We start from the raw sequence: 25,121 nt of genomic DNA, 5'->3' as shown, positions 1-25,121 counted from the left end.
CGTAGGGGTGGTCCAGTTAGAGCTGGATCTTGGACCCCAGTTCGACCACCCGGTTGGCGGGCAGGTTGAGGAAATCGGCGGCCGCCGCCGCGTTGCGGTGCATCCCCGCGAACAGCTTGGCGCGCCAGGCACCCAGGCCCTTGGTCATCGACGGAATGACGATCTCGCGCGACAGGAAGTACGAGGTCTCCATGTCGTCCAGCTGCACGCCGCGACCGCGCAGCAGCTTGAGCGCTTCGGGCACGTCGGGGTCGTTCTTGAAGCCGAAATGCAGCACCACCTGCCAGCAATCGTGGCCCAGCGGCTCGACCTCGATGCGCTTGTCGAAGCCGATCCACGGCACCTCGTGGTGGCGCACGCTGACGAACAGGTTGGTGTCGTGCAGCACCCGGTTGTGCTTGAGGTTGTGCATCAGCGCGTTCGGCGTGCTGCCGGTCTCGGCGTTGAGGAACACGGCGGAGCCGGCCACCCGGACCGGCGGGCTGACGAACACGGCTTCGAGAAAACTCTTCAGGTCGATCGACTCCTCGCGCAAGCGCTCGCCGAGCAGGTGCCGCCCCTGCTTCCAGGTCATCATCAGCATGAACATCACCGCGCCGATCAGCAGCGGGAACCAGCCGCCGTCGAACACCTTGATCGCGTTGGCCGCAAAGAACAGCGCATCGATCACGAAGAAGAAGCCGGTGACCGCGACGCACAGCGTCCACGGGTAGTGCCAGGCGTAGCGGATCACGAAGAACGTCATCGTCGTCGTGATCAGCATGTCGATCGTCACCGCGATGCCGTAAGCCGACGCGAGCGCACTGCTGGAGCCGAAGGCGAGTACCGCGGCGAAGATGCAGGCGTACAGCGTCCAGTTGACGAAGGGGACGTAGATCTGCCCGGTCTCGCGCACGGAAGTGTGCGTCCAGCGCAGCCGCGGCAGGTAGCCGAGCTGGATCACCTGCTTCGTGACCGAGAAAGCGGCCGAGATCAGGGCCTGCGAGGCGATCACGGTGGCGCAGGTGGCCATGGCCACGAGCGGGTACAGCGCCCACTTCGGCGCCATCTCGTAGAACGGGTTGTTGACGTTCTCGGGGTGGGCCAGCAGCATCGCGCCCTGACCGAAATAGTTCAACACCAGCGCCGGCATCGCGAGGCCGAACCATGCGAGCCGGATCGGACGGCGGCCGAAGTGGCCCATGTCGGCGTACAAGGCCTCGGCGCCGGTCACGCACAGCACGATGGCGCCCAGCGAGACGAAGGCGATGCCCGGGTGCTGGGCGATGAAGATCAAGGCATACAACGGGTTCATGGCCAGCAGCACGGTCGGGTTGCCGACAAGGTGCGACAGGCCCAGCACGGCCAGCGTGGCGAACCACCCGACCGTGATCGGCCCGAACCACTTTCCCATCTGCCCGGTGCCGTGACGCTGGGCGGCGAACAGCAGCGTCAGCACGACCAGCGTGACCGGCACCACGTAGGGCTGCAGCGCAGGCGTGGCGACTTCCAGGCCTTCGACCGCCGACAGCACCGAGATCGATGGCGTGATGACACCGTCGCCGAAGAAGATGGCCGTGCCGAAGATGCCGAGCACCAGCAGTCGACGACGCAGCACCGGGCGGTCCTTCACGGCCACCGAAGCGAGGGCCAGCATCGCCACCAGGCCGCCCTCGCCGTTGTTGTCGGCGCGCAGGATCAGCCCGACGTACTTGACCGCGACGATCAGCACCAACGTCCAGAACATCATCGACAGGATGCCGAGGATGTTCTCCGCGGTGACGGGAATGTGCCCGTGGATGAAGACTTCCTTGAAAGCGTACAGCGGGCTGGTGCCGATGTCGCCATAGACGACGCCGATGGCGCCGAGCGTCAGGGCAGCGAGCTTGGAGCCGGTCGGCGCTGCTTGGGAAGGGGTGGGCACGAAGGCGTCGGCAGAATGCGGAAGCTCGTCATTGTGCCCCCGCCTGCGCCGGCATCGCCCAATCCATGTTGCAGCGCAGCAACGGCGACAGGACCGTGCCGTTCAGTCGTAGGTCTCGGCGTCCGGGTCGGTGGCTTCGAGTTCGTAGCTGCCAGCCAGCATGGCCAGCCGCGCGATCACGCCGTACATGTAGAAGCGGTTCGGCGCGCTGGCGCCCGGCTTGGCGCCGGGCTTGGGCAGGTGGTTGGACTCGGCAAAGGCCAGCGGCACGAAGCTCGCCCCCGGGGCGTTCAGGTTCTCGTCGATGCCGCGCTCGGCGTGCACCCGGTAGAAACCGCCCACCACGTAGCGGTCGATCATGTAGACCACCGGCTCGGCCACGCCGTCGTTGACGCGCTCGTAGGTCGGCACGCCCTCCTGGATGATGACCTCGGTCACCTCCTGGCCGTCCTTGATGACGCTCATCTTGTTGCGCGTCTTGCGGTTCAGCTCGGTCAGGTCTTTCGCATCGCGCACCGTCATGATGCCCATGCCGTACGTGCCGGCATCGGCTTTCACGATCACGAACGGCTTTTCCTGGATGCCGTATTCCTTGTACTTGCGGCGGATCTTGCTGAGCAGCGCGTCGGCATTGCTCTGCAGGCAGTCGATGCCGGCGCCTTCGGCGAAGTTGACCTGGCCGCACTTGGCGAACATCGGGTTGATCAGCCACGGGTCCATGCCGAGCAGCTTGGCGAACTTCTTCGCGACCTCTTCATAGGCCTGGAAGTGGTTGGACTTGCGTCGCACCGCCCAGCCGGCGTGCAGCGGCGGCAGCAGGTACTGCTCGTGCAGGCCCTCGAGCACCTGGGGCAGGCCGGCCGAGAGGTCGTTGTTGAGCAGGATGGTGCAGGGGTCGAAGTCCTTCAACCCCAGCCGGCGCTTGGTGCGCAGCAACGGTTCCACCGCGAGCGTGCTGCCGTCGGGCAGGTTCAGCGTGGTCGGCTCCTGGATCGTGTCGTCCAGCGTGCCCAGCCGCACGTTCAGGCCGGCCTGGTGGAAGATCTGGACCAGCCGCTGCACGTTCATCAGGTAGAACGTGTTGCGGGTGTGCTTCTCGGGGATCAGCAGCAGGTTCTTCGCCTCGGGGCAGATCTTCTCGATCGCCGCCATGGCCGCCTGCACCGCCAGCGGCAGCATTTCCTCGGTCAGGTTGTTGAAGCCGCCCGGGAACAGGTTGGTGTCGACCGGCGCCAGCTTGAAGCCGGCGTTGCGCACGTCGACCGAGCTGTAGAACGGGGGCGTGTGCTCCATCCACTCCAGCCGGAACCAGCGCTCAATGGCGGGCATGGACTCCAGGATGCGTTGCTCGAGTTCGTTGATCGGGCCGGTCAGCGCCGTGATGAGGTGGGGAACCATGGAGTCGGGCCTCGGGTGGGGCGTTTTGGGAGGGTCGGGCGAACGATTCTAGGCAAATGGGGGTTCCAGCGCTTTGCGCAAGGGCAGCCGGGACGGGCGAACGAATGAAAAGGGCCTCCTGCACAGGAGGCCCTTTTTCGTGCAGCTCCCTGGCGGGAGCGCGGTTTCCTGCGATGCAGGTCCTTACTTGCTGTAGGCGGTCTCGCCGTGCGACGTGATGTCCAGGCCCTCGCGCTCCGCTTCTTCTGGCACTCGCAGGCCAATGACCATGTCGACGATCTTGTAGGCGATCAGCGAGACGACGGCCGACCAGACGATGGTGATCAGCACGCCCTTGGTCTGGATCAGCACCTGGCTGGCGATCGAGAAGTCTTCGGCGCCGGTGCCGCCCAGGCTGGGCGACGTGAACACGCCGGTCAGGATGGCACCCAGGATGCCGCCCACGCCGTGCACACCGAACACGTCGAGTGCATCGTCGGCGCCCAGCATGCGCTTCAGGCCGTTGACGCCCCACAGGCAGACCAGGCCGGCCAGCAGGCCCAGCACGATGGCGCCCATCGGGCCGACGGTGCCGCAGGCCGGAGTGATGGCGACCAGGCCGGCGACGGCGCCGGAAGCCGCACCCAGCATCGAGGCCTTGCCCTTGGCGAGCGCTTCGCCGGCAATCCACGACAGCGTGGCAGCCGCGGTGGCCAGCAGCGTGTTGACCATCGCGAGCGCGGCGCCGGCGTTCGACTCCAGGTTGGAGCCGGCGTTGAAGCCGAACCAGCCGACCCACAGCATCGAGGCGCCCACCATCGTCAGCGTCAGCGAGTGCGGGGGCATCGCTTCCTTGCCGTAGCCCACGCGCTTGCCCACCAGGTAGGCACCCACCAGTCCGGCGATACCGGCGTTGATGTGCACCACCGTGCCGCCGGCGAAGTCGATTGCGCCGTCCTTAAACAGCAGGCCCTCGCCGAACCACACCATGTGGGCGACCGGGATGTAGCTGAAGGTGAACCACAGCACCGAGAACAGCAGCACCGCCGAGAACTTGATGCGCTCGGCGAAGGCGCCGACGATCAGCGCACAGGTGATGGCCGCGAAGGTCGACTGGAACGCGACGAACACCAGCTCGGGAATCTTCACGCCTTCGGAGAAGGTGTCGGCCAGCGACTCGGTCGTGATGCCCGACAGGAAGACCTTGTCGAGCGTGCCGATGAACGCGCCGCCGCCGCCGAAGGCCAGGCTGTAGCCGTAGATGGCCCACAGCACGACGATCAGCGAGAAGACGACGAACACCTGCATCAGCACCGACAGCATGTTCTTGGCGCGCACGAGGCCGCCGTAGAACAGCGCCAGGCCGGGAATGGTCATCATGATCACGAGCAGCGTCGAGACCATCATCCAGGCGACGTCGCCCTTGTCGACGGTAGGCGCCGGCGGCGCGGCGTCAGCAGCGGGGGCGGCTTCGGCAGCCGCCGCGGGCGCCTCGGCAGGGGCCGCTGCAGGCGCCGCTTCCATTGCGGCCGGCGCCGACGCAGCGTCTTGTGCCAGGGCGAGGTCGGCGAAGCCGAGGGCCGCCGCGCCGAGCGCCAGGATTGCAAGCAGTTTCTTCATGGTTGTCTCTCTATGTCTTCTCGTTCAAAGAGCGTCCTTGCCCGTCTCGCCCGTGCGGATGCGAACCACCTGCTCGAGTGCCGACACGAAGATCTTGCCGTCGCCGATCTTGCCGGTGCGAGCAGCGCTCTCCACCGCCTCGATCACGCGATCGACGATGGCGTCGTCGACCGCCGCCTCGATCTTCACCTTGGGCAGAAAGTCGACCACGTACTCCGCGCCGCGGTACAGCTCGGTGTGGCCCTTCTGACGACCGAAGCCTTTGACTTCGGTCACCGTGATGCCCTGAACGCCGATATTGCTCAGGGCCTCACGCACTTCGTCAAGCTTGAAGGGCTTGACGATGGCGGTCACCATCTTCATGAGGTTGCTCCTTGTGTTGAGGCTGCGTAGAGGTGCAGGGCCGCCCCTGCACGTCACATCGCCTTGGTGATGGTCAGGTTGAAACGGGTCTCGTCGTCCTCCGGCAGGCCGGGGACGCCACCGGGGGCAGCAGCAGGCAGCGGTTTCTCAAGCATGCGGTTCTCCGTGGAGGCGTTGAGCAGGGGCGCGACGTTCGGGGAGTCGGTCTGCACGATCCATGCCACGACCATCGACGGTGCACCCGCCCCAACAAGGCGCGATCATGCGGGCCGGCCCGGAGTTTCGTGCACCGACAATGTGCACCCGCTGCCGCGGCACCAGCAAGGTGCATTCCCCTGGTCCCGACGCGCGGGCTTCACACCCTGTTACGGTGCGTGCCGCGAGAATGCGGACACCCGCTGCAGGCGGGACATCAAAGCAAAACCCGCAGGGAGAGGTTCTCGTCCATGTCGCTCGCCGTCATCTGCAGCCGCGCGCTCGCCGGTCTGCAAGCCCCAGAAGTCACCGTCGAAGTCCATCTTGCCAACGGCCTGCCCAGCTTCACGCTGGTGGGCCTGGCCGACACCGAAGTGAAGGAGGCGCGCGAGCGCGTGCGCGCAGCGCTGCTGAACAGCGGGCTGGAGTTCCCGCACAACAAGCGCATCACCGTCAATCTGGCGCCGGCCGACCTGCCCAAGGAATCGGGCCGATTCGATCTGCCGATCGCGCTGGGCATCCTGGCGGCCAGCGGACAGCTCGATGCCGACCGGCTGGCGCCTTACGAATTCGCCGGCGAGCTGTCGCTGGCTGGCGACCTGCGCCCCGTGCGCGGCGCCCTGGCGATGAGCCTGGCGCTGCATCGCCAGGGCGGGCATCGGGCGATGGTGCTGCCGATGGACAGCGCGCGCGAAGCCTCGCTGGTGCAGCATGCCGACGTCTACGGCGCCCGGCATCTGCTCGACGTGGTGCAGGCCCTGCTGCCGCTCACCGAAGACGCCGCGCCGCCGGAGCCCGGCTGGGTGCGCCTCGAGACGCCCGAACCGGAACCGGTCGGGCAGCATCCCGACCTGCGCGACGTGAAGGGCCAGTCGGGGGCGAAACGCGCGCTCGAGATCGCGGCCGCCGGGGGGCACAGCCTGCTGATGGTCGGCCCGCCCGGCACCGGCAAGTCGATGCTGGCCCAGCGCTTTGCCGGGTTGTTGCCGCTGCTGGATACGGAAGCGGCGCTCGAGTCTGCGGCGGTACTCAGCCTGACCGGCGGGTTCGCGCCCGAGCGCTGGCGGCAGCGCGTGTACCGCGCCCCGCACCACACCGCTTCGTCGGTGGCATTGGTCGGTGGAGGGTCCCCTCCCCGTCCAGGCGAAATCTCGCTCGCACACCACGGCGTGCTGTTTCTCGACGAGTTGCCGGAGTTCGCCCGGACCGCGCTGGAGGCGCTGCGCGAGCCGCTGGAGACCGGCCACATCACGATCTCGCGTGCCGCGCGCCAATCCGAGTTTCCGGCGCGGTTCCAGCTCATTGCCGCGATGAACCCCTGCCCCTGCGGCTACCTGGGCTCGCGGCTGCGCGCCTGCCGCTGCGGGCCGGACACGGTGGCCCGATATCAGGCCCGACTGAGCGGTCCGCTGCTCGATCGCATCGACCTGCAGGTCGAAGTCACTGCCGTGCCACCCGAAGAACTGATGGCCGCGCCGGACGGCGAGCCCAGCGCACGGGTGGCCGAGCGGGTGGGGCAGGCGCTGGTTCGCCAGCGAAGCCGCCAAGGGTGCAGCAACGCGCAGTTGGCGGGGCCGGCGATCGACGCCTATTGCGAAATGAACCGCGAGGGATCGAGCTTCCTGCAGAACGCCGCCTCGCGTCTCGGCTGGTCGGCGCGCAGCTTCCACCGCGTGCTGAAGGTGGCCCGCACGGTGGCCGACCTGGCAGGCTCCGAGGCGATCTCGCCCCCCCACATTGCCGAAGCGATCCAGTTGCGCCGCGCATTGCAAAGCGCCTGACGTCCGCCGCGCCCCGGGGCGGTCGCCCCTCCCGGGCTCAGGCCTTGCCGCGCGACCCGGAAAGTGCCGTGTAGGCGCCCAGCCCGATGAAGGCGCCGGCGGTCGCGTAGCGGCCCCACAGGCGCGCCCGCCCCATCCGCCGCACCCTGCCGGCGACCAGGCTGGCCATCAACACGTAGAAGACGTCGGTGGTCGCCGCCACCGCGACGAACACCGCGCCGAGCGTCGCGCTCTGCAACAGCGGCGAGTGCGCGGCACTGGTGAACTGCGGCAGAAAGGCCGCGAAAAAGAGCGCGGTCTTCGGGTTCAGCAGGGCCACCAGAAAGCCATCCCGAAAGACCGTCTTCATCGTCGCCGGCGGCGTCTGCGCCTGCTGCTGCGGCACCGCCTGGGCACTGCGCAGCGCCTGCACGCCCAGATAGACCAGGTAAGCGGCACCGGCGTACTTCACCACCGTGAAGGCCAGCGACGACACCGCGAACAGCGCCGCCAGGCCGATCGCCGCACCGACCGCGTTGCCGAGGTTGCCCAGCGCCACCCCGACCACCGACGCCAGCCCGGCACGCCGCCCCTGGGCCAGCGTGCGGGTCAGCAGGTAAACGACCGCCGGCCCGGGCGTGACCGCCAGCAGCAGGCTGGCCAGCAGGAAGGCGCCGAGCAGAGGCCAGGGAGGCAGGACATCGATCATGAAAGTCTCCACGACAACAGGCTGATGATGCGAGCGCGACGCTCGCCCTGCGCCGCAGTGTGCCGCGCCGGGCCCCGGGTGCCAAGCCGGCGACAATGCCCCCCGTCCGCCTTCCCCGCCGCACGCCATGCCGATCACCCGCTACCTCGACACACAACCGGTACTCGGTGCCGGGGTTTACCTGCACGATTCGGCCCAGGTGATCGGCGACGTGACGCTCGGCGACGACTGTTCGGTCTGGTGCAACGCCGTACTCCGCGGCGACGTCAACCGCATCCGCATCGGCAGCATGACGAACATCCAGGACCTGGCGATGTGCCACGTCTCGCACAAGACGCCGGCCAAGCCTGAGGGCTCGCCCTTGATCATCGGCGACCGGGTGACGATCGCCCACGCCGTGATCCTGCACGGCTGCAAGATCGGCAACGAGTGCCTGATCGGCATGGGCTGCATCGTGATGGACGACGTGGTGATCGAGGACCGCGTGATGCTCGGTGCCGGCAGCCTGGTGCCGCCGGGCAAGCGGCTCGACGGCGGCTGGCTCTACGTGGGCCGGCCGGCGCAGCCGGTGCGGCGGCTCACGGCCGCCGAACTGGAACACCTGCGCTATTCGGCCGAGCACTACGTGCGGGTCAAGAACAACTACCTGCTGCCGCCGCAGCGAGACTGATCAGCGTGCCTGCGCCACCGACGGCGCGTCCCAGCCGCCCCCCAGGGCCTTGAACAGGTCGACGGTCGCCGCCAGCTGCGCCTGCCGGTTGGTCACGGTGCGCAGCCGTGCGGCATTGGCCGAACGTTGCGCGTCGAGCAGTTCCAGGTAGGCCGAGTAACCGGCGTCGTAGCGCTGCTGCGCGGTCTTCAGTGCGTTGAGGTAGGCCTGCTCGCTGGCCTCGACGTCCACCTGAGATTCGCGGGCGGCGCGCAGATTGACCAGCGCATCGGCCACGTCCTTGAAGGCCGACTGCACCGACCCCTGGTAGGCCGCGAGCACCTCGCGCTGGCGCGCCTCGGCCTGGTCGGTCTGGGCGATGCGGCGGCCGGCATCGAAGATCGGCAGCGTCAGGCCGAAACCGACCGACCAGATCCGCGAGCCGCTTTTCAGCACGTCGGACAGCTCGGCGCTTTCGCCGCCGGCCAGGCCGGTCAACGACAGCGTCGGGAACATCGCTGCCTTCGCCACGCCGATCCGCGCGTTGGCGGAAACCAGCAATTGCTCGGCCTGGCGCACGTCGGGGCGTCGCTCGAGCAGCGCGGACGGCAGGCCGGCAGGCGGAGCAGGCGGCAACGGCAGCCCACGCAACGAACCCTGTTCGAGATCGATGCCGGCCTGGCCGGTCAGCAGCCCGAGCTGCGACTGCGCCAGCGCGCGCTGGCGCTGCAGCTCCTGCAGTTGCAGCGCGGCTTCGGCACGCAGTGCCTCGGCCTGATCGAGGTCGATGCGCGCACTGGTACCGCCTTGCAGGCGGATGCGCAGGATGCGCACGCCCTCCTCGCGGGTCTTCAAGGTTTCGCGGGTCAACAGGACCTGCTCGTCGAGCGCGCGCAGGTTGAAATAGCTTTGGGCCACCAGGCCCGCGACCGTCTGCCGCACCACTTCCTGCCCATACCGGGTCGCGAGCGCCTCGGCACGCGCCGCTTCCGAGGCGCGGCGCAGCCGGCCCCAGAAGTCGAGCTCGAAGGCAGTCGACAAGGCCGCCCGGAAGTTGTTGCCGGTGCCGCCGCCTGGGGTCCCGGTCGTCTCGCTGGAACGCCCGCGCGCCGCGTTACCGTCCAGGCTGACCGACGGCCATTGCACCGCCCTCGCTTCGCGCAGCAAGGCCTCGGCCTGCTCGACACGCGCCACCGCCTGCAACAGGTCGGTGTTGCGTTCGAACGCAGCGTCCATCAGCGTGTCGAGTTGCGGGTCGTTGAACAGCGTCCACCAACGCGGCGACACCTCCTGCGGTGCCCCGGCGGCCGGCACCGCGGCGGCGTCAGCCGAGTACTTCTCGGGCAGCATCACGTCGGGGCGGTGGTAGTCGGGCCCGACGGCACAGCCGGCCAGCACCGCCGCAGCGAGCGCGGAAAGGGTCAAGGAACGCATGTGAATTAACCTCATACCGGCACCTCTTCGGTGGCCCCGGGTGTGTGGCTGTGTTGCGGCCGCGGCTTGCGCGCCAGCAGCGCGAAGAACAGCGGCACGAAGATCGGTGCGACGAAGGTGGCGACCAGCATGCCGCCGAATACGCCGGTCCCCATCGACTGGCGTGCGGCCGCGCCAGCGCCGGTGGCGAGCACCAGCGGCACGACCCCCAGCACGAAGGCGAGCGACGTCATCACGATCGGGCGGAAGCGCAGGCGCGCGGCCTCGAGCGCGGCCTGCACCGCCGTCTTGCCTTGCTCCATGCCCTGCATCGCGAACTCCGCGATCAGGATCGCGTTCTTCGCCGCCAGGCCGATCAGCACCACCAGGCCGATCTGGAAATAGATGTCGTTCTGCATGCCACGCAACCACACGGCGAGCAGAGCCCCCGTCAGGGCGAACGGCACCGCCAGCACCACGGCGAACGGCACGCCCCAGCGCTCGTACAGCGCCGACAGGATCAGGTAGACCATCACCAGCGCGAAGCCGAATGCGAACACCGACGCGCTGCCGGTGCGCTTTTCCTGGAAGGCTTGACCGGTCCATTCGTAGTTGTAGCCCGGCGGCAGCACCTTGCGGGCCACCTCCTCGACCGCGGCGATTGCCTCGCCGGAGCTGTAGCCCGGCTTGGCATTGCCCATCACCTTGGCGGCAATGTAGGAGTTGTAGCGTTCGATCTGCTCGGCACCGATCACGCTGTCGACGCGGATCAGCGCCTTCAACGGAATCATCTGCCCGCTCGTCTGCGAACGCACGTACAGGCGACCCAGGTCTTCCGGCTTGGAGCGGAACGGCGCGTCCGCCTGCATGGTGACGCGGTAGGTGCGGCCCGAGCGGTTGAAGTCGTTGATGTAGAGCGAGCCCATCTGCGCCTGCAGCGCCGAGAACACCTCGTTGACCGGCACCCCCAGTGCGAGCGCCTTCTCGCGGTCGACCTCGACGCGCAATTGCGGCACCGTCGGGCTGAAGAAGGTCTGCATGTGGCCCAGCACCGGGTGCTGCATCAGCGCGTTCATGAAGTCCTGCGTGACCTGCGCAAGGCGCTGCGGGTCGGACTCGCTGCGCCCCTGGACGTAGACCTCGAAGCCGCCCGCCTGCCCCAGCCCCTGGATGCCGGGCGGGTTGAACGCGAAGGCGATGCCGTCTTTCAGCGCGAAACCCATGCCGCTGACCTGCTGGGCCAGCTCCTGGGTGGTCTGCTGGCGCTCTTCCCAGCCCTTCATCGGAATGAAGATGGTGGCCGAGTTGCTCTTCGAGCCGCCGCCGATCAGGTCGAAGCCGTTGATGATGAAGAAGCTGTCGATGCCGGTGTTGCTCGCGTTCATCTGCCGCAGTTGCTCGGTCGTACGGGCTGTGCGCTCGAGCGTGGCGCCGTCAGGCAGCACCGCGGCGGCGATGATGTAGCCCTGGTCTTCCTCCGGCACGAAGCTGCTCGGCACCTGCCACAGCAGATAGCCGGCGCCGGCTGCCATCAGCGCGAAACCGAGCAGCGCGACAATGCGGCGCTTCAACGCAAAGTTGACCCCGCCGAGGAAGCGGTGCGTGAGCCAGTTGAAGCCGCGATTGAACGGTGCAAAGAAGCGCTCGCCCCGCGTGACGCCGTCGTGGTGGGGCTTGAGCAGCAGCGCGCACAGCGCCGGCGTCAGCGTCAATGCGACCACACCGGACAGCACCACCGCGATCGCCACCGTGACCGCGAACTGACGGTACAACTGGCCCGCGATGCCGCCCATGAAGGCCACCGGGATGAACACCGCGCACAGCACCAGCACGATGCCGATGACGGCGCCGGAGACCTCGCGCATCGCCTCGATCGACGCGGCCATCGGGCTCATCTTCTCCTCGCGCATCAGGCGCTCGACGTTCTCGAGCACGACGATGGCATCGTCGACGACGATACCGATCGCCAGCACCATCGCGAACAGCGTCAGCGTGTTGATCGAGAAGCCGAACAGCCACAGCCCTGCGAAGGTGCCGATCAGCGACACCGGCACGGCCAGCATCGGGATCAACGTCGCACGCCAGGTCTGCAGGAAGACGAACACCACCAGCAGCACGATGGCGGCAGCCTCGAGCACGGTCTTGACCACCTCGGAGATCGACGCCGAGACGAAACGCGTGGTGTCGTACGGGATCAGATAGTCGACGTCCTTCGGGAAGCGCTCGTTCTTCAGCTCGACCATCTTGGCCTTGACGGCATCGCCGACGTCGAGCGCGTTGGCGCCCGACTGCAGGAACACGCCGATCGCGATGGCCGGCTGGCCGTTGACGGTGCTCGACTGGTCGTAGCTCTGCGCGCCGAGCTCGATGCGGGCGACGTCCTTCAGCTTCAGCACGCCGGTCGGGCCGCCCGAACGCAGCACGATGTCGCCGAACTGCTCCGGCTCGATCAGGCGGCCGCGCGCCGTGACGGTGTAGACCAGTTCCTGGCCCTTGGGGGCCGGCTCGGCGCCGATCTTGCCGGCGGCGTACTGCGCGTTCTGGGCGTTGATCGCCGCGCCGACCTCGGCCGTGGTCACGCCCAGCTGGGCCATCTTGTCGGGCTGCAGCCACACGCGCATCGAATAATCGCGTGCGCCGAACACCAGCACGTCGGCGGTGCCCTGGATGCGCTTCAGTTCGTCGAGGATGTTCTGCGTCGCATAGTTCGACAGGAACAGCTCGTCATACGTGCTCTTCGGCGAATTCAGCGCGATCACGAGCAGGAAGTTCTCGGAGCGCTTGGCCACCACCACGCCGTTGCGGCGCACCTCGTCGGGCAGGCGCGGCGTCGCAAGCTGCACCCGGTTGTTGACGTTGAACGTCGCCTTGTCGATGTCGGTGCCGACTTCGAACGTGGCGGTGATCGTCACCGTGCCGTTGGACGACGAGTTCGACGCGAAGTACAGCAGGTTTTCGATGCCGGACAGCTGCTCCTCGATCGGAGCCGCCACCGTCTTCGACAGTGTCTCGGCCGACGCACCAGGATAGGTGGCGGTGATCGTCACCGTGGGCGGCGCGATTTCGGGGTATTGCGCGATCGGCAGGATCTTCAGCGCCACCAAGCCTGCCAGCACGATGATGATGGACAGGACGGCGGCGAAGATCGGCCGCTCGATGAAAAAGCGGGAAGACATGCGCGGCTCCCTTTTTATTGCGACGCGGCCGAGGCCGGCGCCGGTGCGGCGGGTGCCGCCGCCGGAGCGGGCGCCTGCGCCGTCACCGGTGCACCGGGACGCAGCTTCATCAGGTTGTCGACGATGACCTGGTCACCCGGCTTCAGGCCCTGGCGTACGACCCAGTCGGAGCCGCTCCAGCCGCCGACTTCCACCGGCACCGGCGTCGCCTTGCCATCGACGATCGTCCACACCGACTTGCCCTGGTCGGACTGCATCACGGCCGACTGCGGCACCGTGTAGGCCTCGGTTTCGCCGGCGACCACCTGGGCTCGCACGAACTGCCCCGGCAGCACGGTCAGCTGCGCGTTCGGGAACTCGGCGCGCAGTTGCACGGTGCCAAGTTGCGGGTCCACCGTCGAGCCGGCGAAGTTGAGCCGCCCGCCGTTCATCAGCGTCTGGCCGTTCGCGTCCAGCAGCCGCACCTTGGCGTCGCGCGACGACCGCAGGCGGGTCAGCTCCCCCTCGGAGAACGAGAAGCGCACCCAGATCGGGTCGGTCTGGGTGACGGTGGTCAGCAGGCCGTTCGTGCCGGGGGACACCAGGCTGCCTTCGGATTTCTGCGAGCGGCCGCTGATGCCCGAAATGGGTGCATGCACAGCGGTGTACGACAGGTTCAGCTCGGCCTCGCGCACCTGCGCCTGGGCCTGAGCGACGGCCGCTTCGGCCAGCCGCAGCGCCGATGCAGCGTCGTCGGCCTCGCGCTGGCTGACGGCCTGCTGCTCGGCCAGCGGTTTCAGCCGCTGCGCTTCGCGCCGGGCCTGCTCGAGCTGCGCGGCCTGCTGCGCCAGGTTGGCGCGTGCCTGCTGCAGCGCAATCTCGAACGGCGCACGCTCGATGCGGTACAGCGGCGCACCGGCCTTGACGCGCTCGCCTTCCTGGTAGAGCTGACGTTCGATCAGCCCGGTCACGCGCGCCTGCACTTCGACCTCCTTCGAGCCTTCGGCGCGACCGACGGCTTCCAGCGTCACCGGCACGGTCTGCAGTTGCACCGTGCGCACGTTGACGGGCATGGCCTGCGGCGCGCCGCCTTGGGCCGCATTGGCCTGCGGTCCTTGCCCGGGACTGCAGGCTGCGAGCGCCAGCACGGCGGCCAGCACGGGAACGAAAGGCAGGCGAGGCGCGGCGACAGACGAGGCTTTTGGCGTCGCGAGAGCCACGGAACGAGTTTGCGGATGAGCCATGGGTGTGCCTGGAACTGAAAGGAACAACAAAACCGTCACACGACGGTAGACAAATATGAAACGACCGGGGAACGAACGGGGGTACGGGCTATCATACATACATTCCTGTATGTATGTTTGAAGATCCTATTAAGACGAGCCCATGGTCCGACGCACCAAGGAAGAAGCCGAGCAGACCCGCCGCAGCATCCTCGCGGCCGCTCGCAAGACGTTCCACGAGCAGGGCGTCGGCAACACGAGTCTGGAACAGATTGCCCATGCCGCCGGCCTGACCCGCGGCGCGATCTACTGGCACTTCGCCAACAAGGAGGAATTGTTCAAGGCGATGCGCCAGGAAGTGACGGTTCCCCTGGCTGATCGCATGGATTACACACTGCTGTCAGATCCCGCGACCGCCCCGCTGGACCGCATCCGCAACTTCCTGATGCAGTTTTCCGACTCGGTCAGCGACGACCCCAGTGTTCGCCATACGATGGAAATCCTCAACTTCAAGTGCGAATTCGTCGGCGAAATGCAGCAAGATCTCGCTGATTACGTCGTGCATAGCGAGGAATGCCTGTCCAAACTGCAGCGTACCTATCAGGCGGCGCAACGCAACGGCGACCTGCGCACCGGCATCTCGCCGAAGATGGCTGCGATGGAAACGCTGGTGTTCCTGACCGGGCTGCTGCGGCTGCGGCTGCTGGGCGTGCCCGCGCTGCAAACGCGGCGCGAACTGAACGCCCTGATCGCGGCGCACGTGGACAGCCGGCGGCAGGCCGGCTGACGGCCCGCCCTACAACAAACTCGACAGCGAGCGCTCCACCTCGGCCTGTGCCTGGCCCGTGCGACGGGCCCAGTCCTCGAGCTGGTCGGCTCCGACCTTGCCGACGTTGAAATACACAGCTTGCGGGTGCGCGATGTAGAAGCCGCTGACGCTGGCCGCGGGCGTCATTGCCAGGCTTTCGGTGAGGCCCATGCCGATCTCGTCGCAGGCGAGCACACGGAACATCTCTCGCTTGACGCTGTGGTCCGGGCAGGCGGGGTAGCCGGGCGCCGGGCGGATACCGCGGTACTTCTCGGCGATCAGGTCAGCGTTGCTCAGCTGCTCGTCGGCAGCATAGGCCCACAGTTCGGTGCGCACCCGCTGGTGCATGCGCTCGGCAAACGCCTCAGCCATCCGGTCGGCCAGCGCCTTCAGCATGATCGCGCTGTAGTCGTCGAGGTCGTCGAGGAACTGCTTCTCTTTTTTGTCGACGCCGAGTCCGGCCGTCACCGCGAAGAGCCCGACGTGGTCGGCGATGCCTGAGTCCTTCGGCGCAACGAAGTCGGCGAGACAGCGGTTGGGCCGACGCACGCCATCGACCACCGGCCGCTCGGTCTGCGTGCGCAGGCCGCGCCACGTCATCAACACCTGCGTGCGCGCCGCGTCGGCGTAAATCTCGATGTCGTCATCGTTGACGGTGTTGGCCGGGTACAGGCCGATCACCCCGTTCGCGGTAAGCCAGCGGCCGTCGATCAGGCGTTTGAGCATGCGTTGACCGTCGCTCAGCACGCGGCGCGCCGATTCGCCGACGATCTCGTCGGTGAGGATGCCGGGGTACGAACCGGCAAGGTCCCAGGTCTGGAAGAACGGGCCCCAGTCGATGCACTGCGCCAGCTCGGCCAGGTCGTAGTTCTTGAACACGCGCCGGCCGATGAACTTGGGCGCCGGTGCGTCGTAGGCCGCCCAGTCGATCGGCGTCTTGTTGGCGCGCGCCTGCGCCAGGCTCACCAGCGGCGTGGCTTTCTTGTTGGCGTGTTGCTGCCGCACCTTCTCGTAGTCGGTTTTCAGATCGGCGATGTAGGCCGCCGCCTTGTCGTCGCTGAGCAGATCGCTGCACACGCCGACGCTGCGGCTCGCGTCCGGCACGTAGACGACGGGGCCCTCGTAGTGCGGCGAAATCTTCACCGCGGTGTGCACGCGGCTCGTCGTCGCACCGCCGATCAGCAGCGGGATCTGCTTGGCGCGGAAATGCTCGTCGCGCTGCATTTCGGCGGCCACGTACTGCATTTCCTCAAGACTGGGTGTGATCAGCCCCGACAGCCCGACGATGTCGGCGCCCTCGGCCTTGGCACGCGCGAGGATGTCCTGGCAGGGCACCATCACGCCCATGTTGACGACCTCGAAGTTGTTGCACTGGAGCACGACGGTGACGATGTTCTTGCCGATGTCGTGCACGTCGCCCTTCACGGTCGCGATGACGATCTTGCCCTTGGGCTTTGCTTCGCCGCCGGCGTCCACCATCGCCTTCTTCTCGGCCTCGATATAGGGCAACAGGTGGGCGACAGCCTGCTTCATGACGCGCGCGCTCTTCACGACCTGAGGCAGGAACATCTTGCCCTGGCCGAACAGGTCACCGACGACGTTCATGCCGGCCATCAGCGGGCCTTCGATGACGTGCAGCGGGCGCCCACCCTGCGCACTGATGCGCCGGTACACCTCTTCGGTGTCCTCGACGATGAAGTCGGTGATGCCGTGCACCAGGGCGTGCGTCAGGCGCTCGTCGACGGGCTTGGCGCGCCACGCAAGCTTGGTGCTGTCGTCCTTGGCGGCGCCCTTTGCGTTCTCGGCGACTTCGACCAGGCGCTCGCCGGCATCGGGACGGCGGTTCAGCACGACGTCTTCGACCCGCTCGCGCAACTCCGGGTCGAGGTCGTCGTAGACGCCCACCATGCCGGCGTTCACGATGCCCATGTCCATGCCGGCCTGGATCGCGTGGTACAGGAACACCGTGTGGATGGCCTCGCGCACCGGGTCGTTGCCGCGAAAGCTGAAGCTCACGTTCGACACGCCGCCCGACACCTTGGCGCCGGGCAGGTGCTGCTTGATCCAGCGCGTGGCGTTGATGAAGTCGACCGCGTAGTTGTCGTGCTCCTCGATGCCGGTGGCGATCGCGAAGATGTTGGGGTCGAAGATGATGTCCTCGGGCGGGAAGCCGACCTCGTCGACGAGGATGCGGTAGGCGCGTTCGCAGATCTCGATCTTGCGCTCGTAGGTGTCGGCCTGGCCCTTTTCGTCGAAGGCCATCACGACCGCGGCAGCGCCGTAGCGGCGCACCAGCTTGGCCTGGTGCTTGAACGCCTCCACCCCCTCCTTCAGCGAGATCGAGTTGACGATGCCCTTGCCCTGAATGCACTTCAGGCCCGCCTCGATCACTTCCCACTTCGAACTGTCGATCATGATCGGCACGCGCGCGATGTCGGGCTCCGAAGCGATCAGGTGCAGGAAGCGCACCATCGCGGCCTTGCTGTCCAGCATGGCCTCGTCCATGTTGATGTCGATGACCTGCGCGCCGTTCTCGACCTGCTGGCGCGCGACCGCCAGCGCTTGCTCGAACTGACCGTTGAGGATCATGCGCGCGAAGGCCTTGGAGCCGGTGACGTTGGTACGCTCGCCGATGTTGACGAACAGCGTGCCTGCGCCGATCGACACGGGCTCAAGCCCGGACAGGCGCATCGGCGGAACGGTGGGGGAAGCGGCAGCAGCGGTGGTTTCGGTCATGGCCTGTGCGACAGCAAATGGCGGCCACGGCTCACCCGTGGCACGGGTGAGCGTCGTTGCGGTTCGAATCCAAGCCTGACGCGGCGGGTGGAACCGGCGCGCTGCAACGCTCCTTGGAGGAGGGGCGATTCTACGCCAGCCCCTCTGACAGGCGGCAACCAAGGCGGGCAGGAGCGCTTGTCCCCTGACGAAGGGACAACTTTGCACGGCCGGCTCCCTAGAACGAATGTATCGAGGCGTATCGCCGGCGCTATCCTCGCGGCGCCTCCACTCTTCGCACGCCACGATGACCGCCCTCGCCCGGCTTCCGTTGTTTCCTGTCTTGCCGCCGCTGCGGCTGCCGCGTCTCGCGCTGCTCGCGTTGGCCCTGCTCTGCCCGCTGGCCGGCTGGTGCAACGTCGGCGCCATCGAGCGGATGAAAGGCACGGTGCAGGTGCTGGGCACCGGCGGCTGGCGCACGGCCAGCCAGGGCGAGACGCTGGCGGAGGGCGAGCGCATCAACACCGCCGAAGACAGCGAGGCGCTGATCCGCTTCACCGACGGCGCGCTGATGGCGCTGCGGGCGAAGACCCAGGTCCAGGTGACGCGCTACCAGTACCGGCAGGACAAGCCCAAGCGCCATGCCAGCCTGCTGCAGCTCGTCACCGGCAGTTTCCGCTTCGTGACCGGCCTGATGGGCAAGGCCGCGCCAGAGGCTGTGCGCGTGACGACGCCGACGGCGACCATCGGCATCCGCGGCACCGACTTCGAGACGGCGTATGTCGAGGAACGCACCGCCGACACCGAAGCCGGCACGTACACGCGGGTGATCGAGGGCGGCACCTTCATGGAAGGCGCCGACGGCCGGCGCGTCGAAGTGGATGCGGGGCAGACGGGCTTTGCCACCAGCGCCGACCTGGTCGCACGCGGATTGAGCAGCGCCGTCCAGGTCGGACTGATCCGGGATCCGCAGGGGATCTTCCGCGACGGCAGCTTCGATAGCACCCTGAAGAACCTGAAGCAGGAGGGAGTGAACCGCTTGCAGCAGGAGCTGCGCAAGCAGGTGCCGCAGGAGCTGAAGGGCACGCTGCCCGGTCTGCTCAACGACATCTTCAAGCGCTGACGGGCGTCTGCATGGGCTTTCTCGGTCCATCGATGTGTGCGCACACTATCTTTTCAACGGCCGCCAGCTGAGGCCCGGCGCCGGCTGTTACAGGTTTCACTCTGGCGGGCTTGCCGCCTGCTGCTGGTTGGGCTGCAATCCCCCCTCGCAGTTCTAACGAAGAGAAAAGGAGCCTGCCATGAAACACTCCATCGTCACGCTCGCTGCCGTGGCCGTGCTGGCCAGCGGTTGCTCGAACATGAGCGAAACCCAGAGCAATACCGCGAAGGGTGCCGGCATCGGCGCCGCGGCCGGTGCGCTGATCGGCGTCGCGACCGCCGGCGGCAACAAGGGCAAGAGCGCCGCGACCGGCGCGGCAGCCGGTGCTGCGGTCGGCGCCTTGGGAGGCTACATCTGGTCCAAGCGCATGGAAGAGCAGAAGGCTAAGATGGAGCAGGCGACGCAGGGCACCGGCATCGACGTCGAGCGCACTGCCGACAATCGCATCAAGGTGCAGATTCCCAGCGACGCCGGCTTCGACGTCGGCCGTGCCAGCGTGAAGCCGCAGCTCGGCACCGTGCTCGACAAGTTCGCGCAGGGCATGCGCGACCATACCGCCACGGCCATCGGCATCGTCGGTCACACGGACAACACCGGTACCGACGCGATCAACAATCCGCTCTCGGTCGATCGCGCGGCCGCCACGCGCGACTACCTCGTCTCTCGCGGCGTCGCGGCCTCGCGTATCGCCATTGATGGGCGTGGCAGCCGCGAGCCGGTGGCGTCGAACCAGACCGACACCGGCCGCGCCGAGAACCGCCGGGTTGAAATCTACGTCGCCGAGCCGGAATCGGTCGCGCAGAGCCGTTGAGCACGGACAGCGCTTCGATGACGACAACGCTGACGCACCGGGCCTCAGGCCCCGTTTTTCCCGCCGCGACGTGGCTGCGCCGCAGCACATGGCTGGTGCTCGCCTTGCTCGCCGCGTGCACCGGCGGCGGCATGGTGTCGCCCGGGGCCGGCGGCCCGTCGGTGGACCAGCAACGCCATCGTCTCGCGCGCGAGCTCGCGGGTACGCCGGTCACCGTGGAAGCCGCCGGCGACGGCTATCGCGTCGCGGTGCCGCTGAAGTTCGCCTTCGATCCCAAGCGCTCGGCGGTCAAGGCGCCGCTGGCGGCCGTGCTGGACCGCGTGGCGAACGGCGTGCGCCCGAACACCGGCGCCGAGATCCACGTCACCGCGCCGTCGGACGGGCGCGGCGGCGCGCTGTTGGCGCGTGACCGTGCCGAAAGCACCCGCGACTACCTCATCGCCCGCGGCGTGCCGCGCGAGCGGTTCGCGACGGTCGGCGCCTCGGCAGACAGCGCGGAGGTCGAGATCCTGGTCTCGGAACGGGGCGCCACCGCGGTTCGTTGATAGAACATTTCACGAGAAATGGCTTCCCTCTGCCTCGGGGGGAGGCCGATGTAACCATGCGCTGCTAGATTACGTCGCTTCGAATGTGCCGAGGGCGGCGGCTGTGGCCGTCGTGCAGGCGCGCCCACCCACAGGAGAAGCCTCGTGAAAACCGTTCCCGTTCACCATCGAGCCGCGTTGATGGCGGCACTGTGCGCTCTGGTCGCCGGCTGTGCCACGCCGGCGCCGCCGCCGCCTCCCGCACCGCCCCCTGCGGCTCCAGCTCCCGTGCCGGCGCCGCCACCGGTTTCGGTCATCGACGGATTCGCCTGGACGCCGCAGATGGTCGTCATCTCGCAAACCGCAGAAGACGTGGCGCGCGGCACGCCGATGCAAGTGGCACGGACCACCGACAACCGCGTGCTGATCCGTGTGACCGGCGATGCTGCCTTCGAACCGGGGCGCGCGGCGCTCAACGAGCATTTCCGCCGCTTCCTCGACGGTTTGACGGCGTCGCTGGCCGGCCGGCCCGACGTGACGGTCCTGATACTGGGGCACACCGATAGCGTCGGCTCGGAAGCACTCAACCAGCGCATCTCGGAAGAGCGGGCGAACGCGACCAAGGACTATCTGATCGCGCGCGGCGTGGCCTTCGAGCGCATCACGGCGCAAGGCCGTGGCGAACGCGAACCGGTCGCGGACAACGCGACCGCCGATGGACGCGCGCTGAACCGGCGCGTCGAGCTGCTCATTGCGCACCCCGCAGGGCGCTGATCCGCCCCGGCTGCCGGCCGCCGTCAGGCCGCCAGCAGCCCGGTGAACAGGGATTCGTGGCGGCAGCGCGGCTGGTAGCCGCCCACGCGCCGGGCGATCTCGGCGATGTGGTCGGGCGTCGTGCCGCAGCAGCCGCCGACGATGTTGAGGAAGCCGGCTTTCGCGAAGTCTTCCATCAGCCCACCGGTGATCTGCGGCGTCTCGTCGAAACCGGTGTCGCTCATCGGGTTCGGCAGGCCCGCGTTCGGGTAGCAGCTGATGTAGGTGTCGCCGGCAATCTTCGACAACTCCTCGATGTAAGGGCGCATCAACGCCGCTCCGAGCGCACAGTTGAGCCCGATCGCGATCGGCCGTGCGTGGCGCACCGAATTCCAGAACGCCCCGACCGTCTGCCCGGACAGGATGCGGCCGGAGGCGTCGGTGACGGTTCCGGAAATGATCACCGGCAGGCGCTCGCCGGTGGCCTCGAACAGCTCGTCGATGGCGAAGATAGCCGCTTTCGCGTTCAGCGTGTCGAAGATGGTCTCGACGAGGAACAGGTCGGCGCCGCCTACGAGCAGACCTTCGGCCTGCTCGTAGTACGCTGCCTTCAACTCGTCGAAACCGACATTGCGTGCAGCGGGGTCGTTGACGTCGGGGCTGATGCTTGCAGTGCGCGGCGTCGGGCCGAAGGCGCCGGCGACGAAGCGCGGCTTGCCCGGCGTCGAGAACTTCTCGCAGGCTGCTTTCGCGATACGCGCAGCCTCGACATTCATCTCGTGCGCCACCTCGGGCAGCGCATAGTCTTCCTGCGCAATGCGGGTGGCGCCGAAGGTGTTGGTTTCGATGATGTCTGCGCCCGCCGCCAGGTATCCCTCGTGGATCTCGCGGATCACGTCGGGACGGGTGAACTGCAGCAGTTCGTTGTTGCCCTTCAGGTCCCGGCTATGGTCGACGAAACGGGTGCCGCGGTAGTCGGCCTCGCCCAGCTTGTAGCGCTGGATCATCGTGCCCATCGCACCGTCGAGCACAACGATGCGTCGCTTGAGGATTTCGGGCAGCTCGGTGGCGCGGGTATAGGGTCGGGCGTTCATCCCGGCATTGTAGGCAGCGCGTCAAATCCGGCCCCGGATGCGACCTTTTCCATGGTTTGGCCCCTGCCCTGCCGCCGGCGAGTGCATGACAATCGGGCACTCCTATGAAACACCTCACCCCGAAACAGGCCTGGGACTACCTGCAGGCGAACCCCGAGGCGCTGTTCGTCGACGTGCGCATGGAGATCGAATACATGTACGTCGGCCACCCTCCGGGGGTGGTGCACATCGCCTGGTACGAATACCCCGACATGCAGCCGGCGCCCGATCGCTTCGCCCAGCAGGTGTTGCGCGAAGCAGGCTCGACCGGCCGCCCGGTGCTGCTGCTGTGCCGCTCCGGCAAGCGCACCCTCCCCGCCGGTGAAACCCTCGAGGCGGCCGGCTTCACCGAGGTGATCAACGTGTTGCACGGCTTCGAGGGTGACCTCGACGCCCGTTTTCACCGCAACACGGTGAACGGCTGGCGCTTCGACGGACTGCCGTGGGAGCAACTCTGAGGCCGGTCGGTCTCAGCGCAGAAAACCGATTCCGCGCGCTTGCCGCACCTCGGGTTTGACCCGGTGCTCGGCCTCCAGCTGCGACAGGAATTCGTCCGGCTCGAACGCCACCGCCAGGATGTCGACCTGGCGCTTGACCGCAGCGAAGTCGCCCGGCACCAGCGCGTCGAGCTGCCGCAGCCGTTCGCGCTGTTCGCCGGTCAGCCGCGAGGGGTCGCCCTCCAGGGCCTCGGCAACGAACATGCGCTCGCGCTGCTCCAGCGTCAGCGGCTTGAAGCGGATCTTGAACGTGAAGCGTCGCAGCGCGGCCTCGTCGAGTTCCTCGAACAGGTTGGTCGTGCAGATGAACACGCCCTTGTAGCGCTCCATGCCCTGCAGCATCTCGTTGACCTCGCTGACCTCGTAGTTGCGCTCGGCCATGCGGCGGCTGCGCAGGAAGCTGTCGGCCTCGTCGAGCAGCAGCACCGCCTGCTCGGCCTCGGCTTCCTCGAACATGCGTGCCATGTTCTGCTCGGTCTCGCCGACGTACTTGCTGACCAGGTCGGAAGCCTGGCGCACCATCAGCGGCTGCTGCAACTCGCGCGCGATGTGCTCCGCCAGCGCGGTCTTGCCGGTGCCGGGCGGGCCATGGAAGCACAGCGTGCCGAAGCCCTTGCGGCGCAGTGCCTCGATCACGCGCGGCACCTCGAAGCGCGACTCGGTGTTGACCAGCCCGAGGTCGTAGTGCGTGACGACGTGCCGCGCCCCGCGTTCGCCGCCTGCCGTACCGAGCGCCTTGTCGGCATTGCCCAGTTGGCGTTCGATCAACGCCTCGGCCGTGGGCGAGTCGGCCCCACCGGCCAGTCGGGCGAATCGCACTGCGGTGCGGATCTGGGCCGGCGTGAGCGCCTTGCGCGCAGCCAGCTTGGCGACGAACTCCGGCGCCACCGCCACCTCGGACAAGGCCTTGGCGACCAGCGCCTCGCGCGCGCCCGGCGGGGGCGACTTCAGCTCCAGGTGGTACTGGAAGCGCCGGCGAAAGGCCGGGTCGATCTGCTCGATGCGGTTGGTGACCCAGAGCACCGGCACCGGGTTGCTTTCCAGGATCTGGTTGACCCAGGCCTTGCCGCTGACCGAGCCGTTCGGCATGCCGTCGCCGATCTCGAGCCGCGCCATCAGCTGGGCGGTGTCGGTGCTGATCGGCGGGAACACGTCCTCGACCTCGTCAAACAGCAATGCGACGTTCGGGCTGCCCTTCAAAAAGACGTGGCTGATCTGCAGCGAGCGGTACCGGTCACGGCCGGACAGCGAGTTACCGTCGCGGTCTGCGTACTCGACCTCGTACAGCTCCAGCCCGGCAGCCAGCGCCATCACCTTGGCGAGCTCGGTCTTGCCGGTGCCCGGCGGGCCGTAGAGCAGGATATTGACGCCCGGCTCCTTGTGCGCCACGGCGTTGCGCAACAAGGCCACCAGCATGCGGGTGTCCTCGCCGACATAGTGGAAGTCTTCGAGCGTCAGCTCGCTCGGCGCGGCCGGCCGGGTGAACACCGCCATCAGCTCGGCTTCGTCGCGGTACTCGCGCATCAGCACCGGCGGCAGTTGCTCCGAGACCTTCATCAGGTCGGCCAGGTCGGTGATGTTGTGCTCGGAGATCAGGTTCTCGACCATGCCGATGCGCTCGAGCCGCGAACCGGCCCGCAGCGCCTCGCCGACGTCCTTCTCATCCACGCCGGCGATCTCGGCCAGCACGGCATAGGCCTCCTGCGCGTTGGCCACCTTGAACTCGACCAGCAGCCCCCGCAGCTCGCGCTGGTAGCGCGCCAGCGTGCCGTACAGCAGCAGCGCCCGCTCGGCCGGGTTCAGCTGCAGCCGGCCGGCCAAGGCGTCGATGTTCTTCTCGACCAGCGTCGATTCCTTCTTCAGGTTGCGCCCGAGCCAGTCGCAGGTGGCGCCGAGCACCGCGAGCAGGTCCTTGGGCGCGTCCTTGATGTATTCGTCGATGTAGAAAAAGAGCGTGCCTTCTTCGTACGGCCCGCGCCAGGCGCCGTGACGCTCCAGGAACGGCGGGTCATCCAGCTTCTCGTGCCCTTTCCAGTGCTCGTTGCCGACGCAGCGGCGCGCGAGGAACTCACGCACGCGTGCCAGCACCGACACCGGCCAGACCAGGTGGCGGCCGGTCAGCGACAGCAGGCTGTTCCAGTCGCGGCGGACATTGAAGCGGCCGGTGTGCCGCAACGTGAGGGTCAGCACGAAATGCGAACACATGCGGTCCAGCACCGGCGCTTCGGCGAGCCCCGGCGAAGGCGCCACACGGGCCTCGACATGACGTTTGACCATGGGCGCCTCCTCGGTTGGGGTCCCTCGCGTTTCGTTGGCAGCCCCGGCAAGCGCCCGGGCCGAGCCACGATAAC

The 25,121-nt window shown here is 67.6% G+C and carries 19 protein-coding genes and 1 riboswitch; of the genes, 8 read left to right on the top strand and 11 right to left on the bottom strand.

Features of this window, described 5'->3' with window-relative positions; all coding sequences use genetic code 11:
• Positions 1-16: 16 nt before the first annotated feature.
• The 4 genes from M8A51_RS19215 to M8A51_RS19200 form a co-directional block, all read right to left on the bottom strand.
• The gene (locus M8A51_RS19215; protein ID WP_251780143.1) at positions 17-1,903 is read right to left on the bottom strand and encodes a potassium transporter Kup; all 1,887 of its coding nucleotides are present in this window, start codon (positions 1,901-1,903) and stop codon (positions 17-19) included.
• A 102-nt stretch (positions 1,904-2,005) separates the two neighbouring features.
• Complete coding sequence (gshA, locus tag M8A51_RS19210; protein ID WP_251780142.1) at positions 2,006-3,301, bottom strand: glutamate--cysteine ligase; 1,296 nt, start codon at positions 3,299-3,301, stop codon at positions 2,006-2,008.
• Positions 3,302-3,484: 183 nt separating this feature from the next.
• A complete protein-coding gene (locus M8A51_RS19205) occupies positions 3,485-4,900 on the bottom strand; it encodes an ammonium transporter (RefSeq protein ID WP_251780141.1) in 1,416 nt (471 codons plus the stop codon).
• 24 nt (positions 4,901-4,924) lie between these two features.
• Positions 4,925-5,263 (bottom strand): P-II family nitrogen regulator, encoded by a 339-nt coding sequence (locus tag M8A51_RS19200; RefSeq protein WP_251780140.1) that lies wholly within the window; start codon positions 5,261-5,263, stop codon positions 4,925-4,927.
• Positions 5,264-5,709: 446 nt separating this feature from the next.
• On the opposite strand from M8A51_RS19200, the gene M8A51_RS19195 reads away from it, so the two are divergent.
• Entirely contained in the window at positions 5,710-7,239 is a 1,530-nt protein-coding gene (locus M8A51_RS19195; RefSeq protein WP_251780139.1) for a YifB family Mg chelatase-like AAA ATPase, read from the top strand.
• A 37-nt stretch (positions 7,240-7,276) separates the two neighbouring features.
• Here M8A51_RS19195 and M8A51_RS19190 read toward each other — a convergent pair whose 3' ends face one another.
• Positions 7,277-7,927: a LysE family translocator gene (locus M8A51_RS19190; RefSeq protein WP_251780138.1), complete on the bottom strand. Its 651-nt coding sequence runs from the start codon at positions 7,925-7,927 to the stop codon at positions 7,277-7,279.
• A 127-nt stretch (positions 7,928-8,054) separates the two neighbouring features.
• Between M8A51_RS19190 and M8A51_RS19185 the strand changes: the two genes are divergently transcribed.
• Positions 8,055-8,597 (top strand): gamma carbonic anhydrase family protein, encoded by a 543-nt coding sequence (locus M8A51_RS19185; protein WP_251780137.1) that lies wholly within the window; start codon positions 8,055-8,057, stop codon positions 8,595-8,597.
• On the opposite strand, the gene M8A51_RS19180 is transcribed toward M8A51_RS19185, so the two are convergent.
• The 3 genes from M8A51_RS19180 to M8A51_RS19170 are packed head-to-tail and all read right to left on the bottom strand — an operon-like array spanning position 8,598 to position 14,388.
• Positions 8,598-10,010 (bottom strand): efflux transporter outer membrane subunit, encoded by a 1,413-nt coding sequence (locus M8A51_RS19180; protein ID WP_251780136.1) that lies wholly within the window; start codon positions 10,008-10,010, stop codon positions 8,598-8,600. It abuts the gene before it with no gap.
• Between the two features lie 11 nt (positions 10,011-10,021).
• Complete coding sequence (locus M8A51_RS19175) at positions 10,022-13,165, bottom strand: efflux RND transporter permease subunit (RefSeq protein WP_251780135.1); 3,144 nt, start codon at positions 13,163-13,165, stop codon at positions 10,022-10,024.
• A gap of 14 nt (positions 13,166-13,179) precedes the next feature.
• On the bottom strand, positions 13,180-14,388 hold the full coding sequence (locus tag M8A51_RS19170) for an efflux RND transporter periplasmic adaptor subunit (RefSeq protein ID WP_251780134.1): 1,209 nt from the start codon (positions 14,386-14,388) through the stop codon (positions 13,180-13,182).
• Between the two features lie 142 nt (positions 14,389-14,530).
• Here M8A51_RS19170 and M8A51_RS26385 point away from each other — a divergent pair, with 142 nt between their 5' ends.
• Positions 14,531-15,154, top strand: a complete 624-nt coding sequence (locus M8A51_RS26385; RefSeq protein ID WP_280926097.1) for a TetR family transcriptional regulator — start codon at positions 14,531-14,533, stop codon at positions 15,152-15,154.
• A gap of 9 nt (positions 15,155-15,163) precedes the next feature.
• On the opposite strand, the gene metH is transcribed toward M8A51_RS26385, so the two are convergent.
• Positions 15,164-17,980 carry a methionine synthase gene (gene metH / locus M8A51_RS19155; RefSeq protein ID WP_368408573.1) on the bottom strand — a complete coding sequence of 939 codons (2,817 nt, stop codon included), beginning with the start codon at positions 17,978-17,980 and terminating at the stop codon, positions 15,164-15,166.
• Positions 17,953-18,030: riboswitch (S-adenosyl-L-homocysteine riboswitch) on the bottom strand. It overlaps the preceding gene by 28 nt.
• 167 nt (positions 18,031-18,197) lie before the next feature.
• Between metH and M8A51_RS19150 the strand changes: the two genes are divergently transcribed.
• From M8A51_RS19150 to M8A51_RS26600, 4 genes are all read left to right on the top strand, one after another.
• Positions 18,198-19,013: a FecR family protein gene (locus tag M8A51_RS19150; RefSeq protein WP_251780133.1), complete on the top strand. Its 816-nt coding sequence runs from the start codon at positions 18,198-18,200 to the stop codon at positions 19,011-19,013.
• Positions 19,014-19,191: 178 nt separating this feature from the next.
• Positions 19,192-19,863, top strand: a complete 672-nt coding sequence (locus tag M8A51_RS19145) for an OmpA family protein (RefSeq protein WP_251780132.1) — start codon at positions 19,192-19,194, stop codon at positions 19,861-19,863.
• Positions 19,864-19,880: 17 nt separating this feature from the next.
• On the top strand, positions 19,881-20,408 hold the full coding sequence (locus M8A51_RS19140) for an OmpA family protein (protein ID WP_251780131.1): 528 nt from the start codon (positions 19,881-19,883) through the stop codon (positions 20,406-20,408).
• A gap of 144 nt (positions 20,409-20,552) precedes the next feature.
• A complete protein-coding gene (locus M8A51_RS26600; RefSeq protein WP_368408571.1) occupies positions 20,553-21,161 on the top strand; it encodes an OmpA family protein in 609 nt (202 codons plus the stop codon).
• 23 nt (positions 21,162-21,184) lie between these two features.
• Here the strand turns inward: M8A51_RS26600 and M8A51_RS19130 are convergent, their stop codons facing one another.
• Positions 21,185-22,234: a homocysteine S-methyltransferase family protein gene (locus tag M8A51_RS19130; protein WP_251780130.1), complete on the bottom strand. Its 1,050-nt coding sequence runs from the start codon at positions 22,232-22,234 to the stop codon at positions 21,185-21,187.
• A gap of 104 nt (positions 22,235-22,338) precedes the next feature.
• Here M8A51_RS19130 and M8A51_RS19125 point away from each other — a divergent pair, with 104 nt between their 5' ends.
• On the top strand, positions 22,339-22,731 hold the full coding sequence (locus M8A51_RS19125; RefSeq protein WP_251780129.1) for a rhodanese-like domain-containing protein: 393 nt from the start codon (positions 22,339-22,341) through the stop codon (positions 22,729-22,731).
• Positions 22,732-22,743: 12 nt separating this feature from the next.
• Here the strand turns inward: M8A51_RS19125 and M8A51_RS19120 are convergent, their stop codons facing one another.
• On the bottom strand, positions 22,744-25,047 hold the full coding sequence (locus M8A51_RS19120) for an ATP-binding protein (RefSeq protein ID WP_251780128.1): 2,304 nt from the start codon (positions 25,045-25,047) through the stop codon (positions 22,744-22,746).
• Between the last annotated feature and the right edge of the window lie 74 nt (positions 25,048-25,121).

The sequence above is a fragment of the Caldimonas mangrovi genome (assembly GCF_023721835.1).
GTDB classification, from domain to species: domain Bacteria; phylum Pseudomonadota; class Gammaproteobacteria; order Burkholderiales; family Burkholderiaceae_C; genus Caldimonas; species Caldimonas mangrovi.
This window is presented reverse-complemented; position numbering and strand designations above follow the sequence as displayed.

Coding starts and splice junctions, on each gene's coding strand:
- M8A51_RS19175 (WP_251780135.1), bottom strand. CDS start 13,165: ATGTCTTCCCGCTTTTTCATCGAGCGGCCGATCTTCGCCGCCGTCCTG.
- M8A51_RS19180 (WP_251780136.1), bottom strand. CDS start 10,010: ATGCGTTCCTTGACCCTTTCCGCGCTCGCTGCGGCGGTGCTGGCCGGC.
- M8A51_RS19170 (WP_251780134.1), bottom strand. CDS start 14,388: ATGGCTCATCCGCAAACTCGTTCCGTGGCTCTCGCGACGCCAAAAGCC.
- M8A51_RS19195 (WP_251780139.1), top strand. CDS start 5,710: ATGTCGCTCGCCGTCATCTGCAGCCGCGCGCTCGCCGGTCTGCAAGCC.
- M8A51_RS19140 (WP_251780131.1), top strand. CDS start 19,881: ATGACGACAACGCTGACGCACCGGGCCTCAGGCCCCGTTTTTCCCGCC.
- M8A51_RS19130 (WP_251780130.1), bottom strand. CDS start 22,234: ATGAACGCCCGACCCTATACCCGCGCCACCGAGCTGCCCGAAATCCTC.
- M8A51_RS19145 (WP_251780132.1), top strand. CDS start 19,192: ATGAAACACTCCATCGTCACGCTCGCTGCCGTGGCCGTGCTGGCCAGC.
- M8A51_RS19125 (WP_251780129.1), top strand. CDS start 22,339: ATGAAACACCTCACCCCGAAACAGGCCTGGGACTACCTGCAGGCGAAC.
- M8A51_RS19200 (WP_251780140.1), bottom strand. CDS start 5,263: ATGAAGATGGTGACCGCCATCGTCAAGCCCTTCAAGCTTGACGAAGTG.
- gshA (WP_251780142.1), bottom strand. CDS start 3,301: ATGGTTCCCCACCTCATCACGGCGCTGACCGGCCCGATCAACGAACTC.
- M8A51_RS19190 (WP_251780138.1), bottom strand. CDS start 7,927: ATGATCGATGTCCTGCCTCCCTGGCCTCTGCTCGGCGCCTTCCTGCTG.
- M8A51_RS19120 (WP_251780128.1), bottom strand. CDS start 25,047: ATGGTCAAACGTCATGTCGAGGCCCGTGTGGCGCCTTCGCCGGGGCTC.
- M8A51_RS19185 (WP_251780137.1), top strand. CDS start 8,055: ATGCCGATCACCCGCTACCTCGACACACAACCGGTACTCGGTGCCGGG.
- M8A51_RS19205 (WP_251780141.1), bottom strand. CDS start 4,900: ATGAAGAAACTGCTTGCAATCCTGGCGCTCGGCGCGGCGGCCCTCGGC.
- M8A51_RS26385 (WP_280926097.1), top strand. CDS start 14,531: ATGGTCCGACGCACCAAGGAAGAAGCCGAGCAGACCCGCCGCAGCATC.
- M8A51_RS19150 (WP_251780133.1), top strand. CDS start 18,198: ATGACCGCCCTCGCCCGGCTTCCGTTGTTTCCTGTCTTGCCGCCGCTG.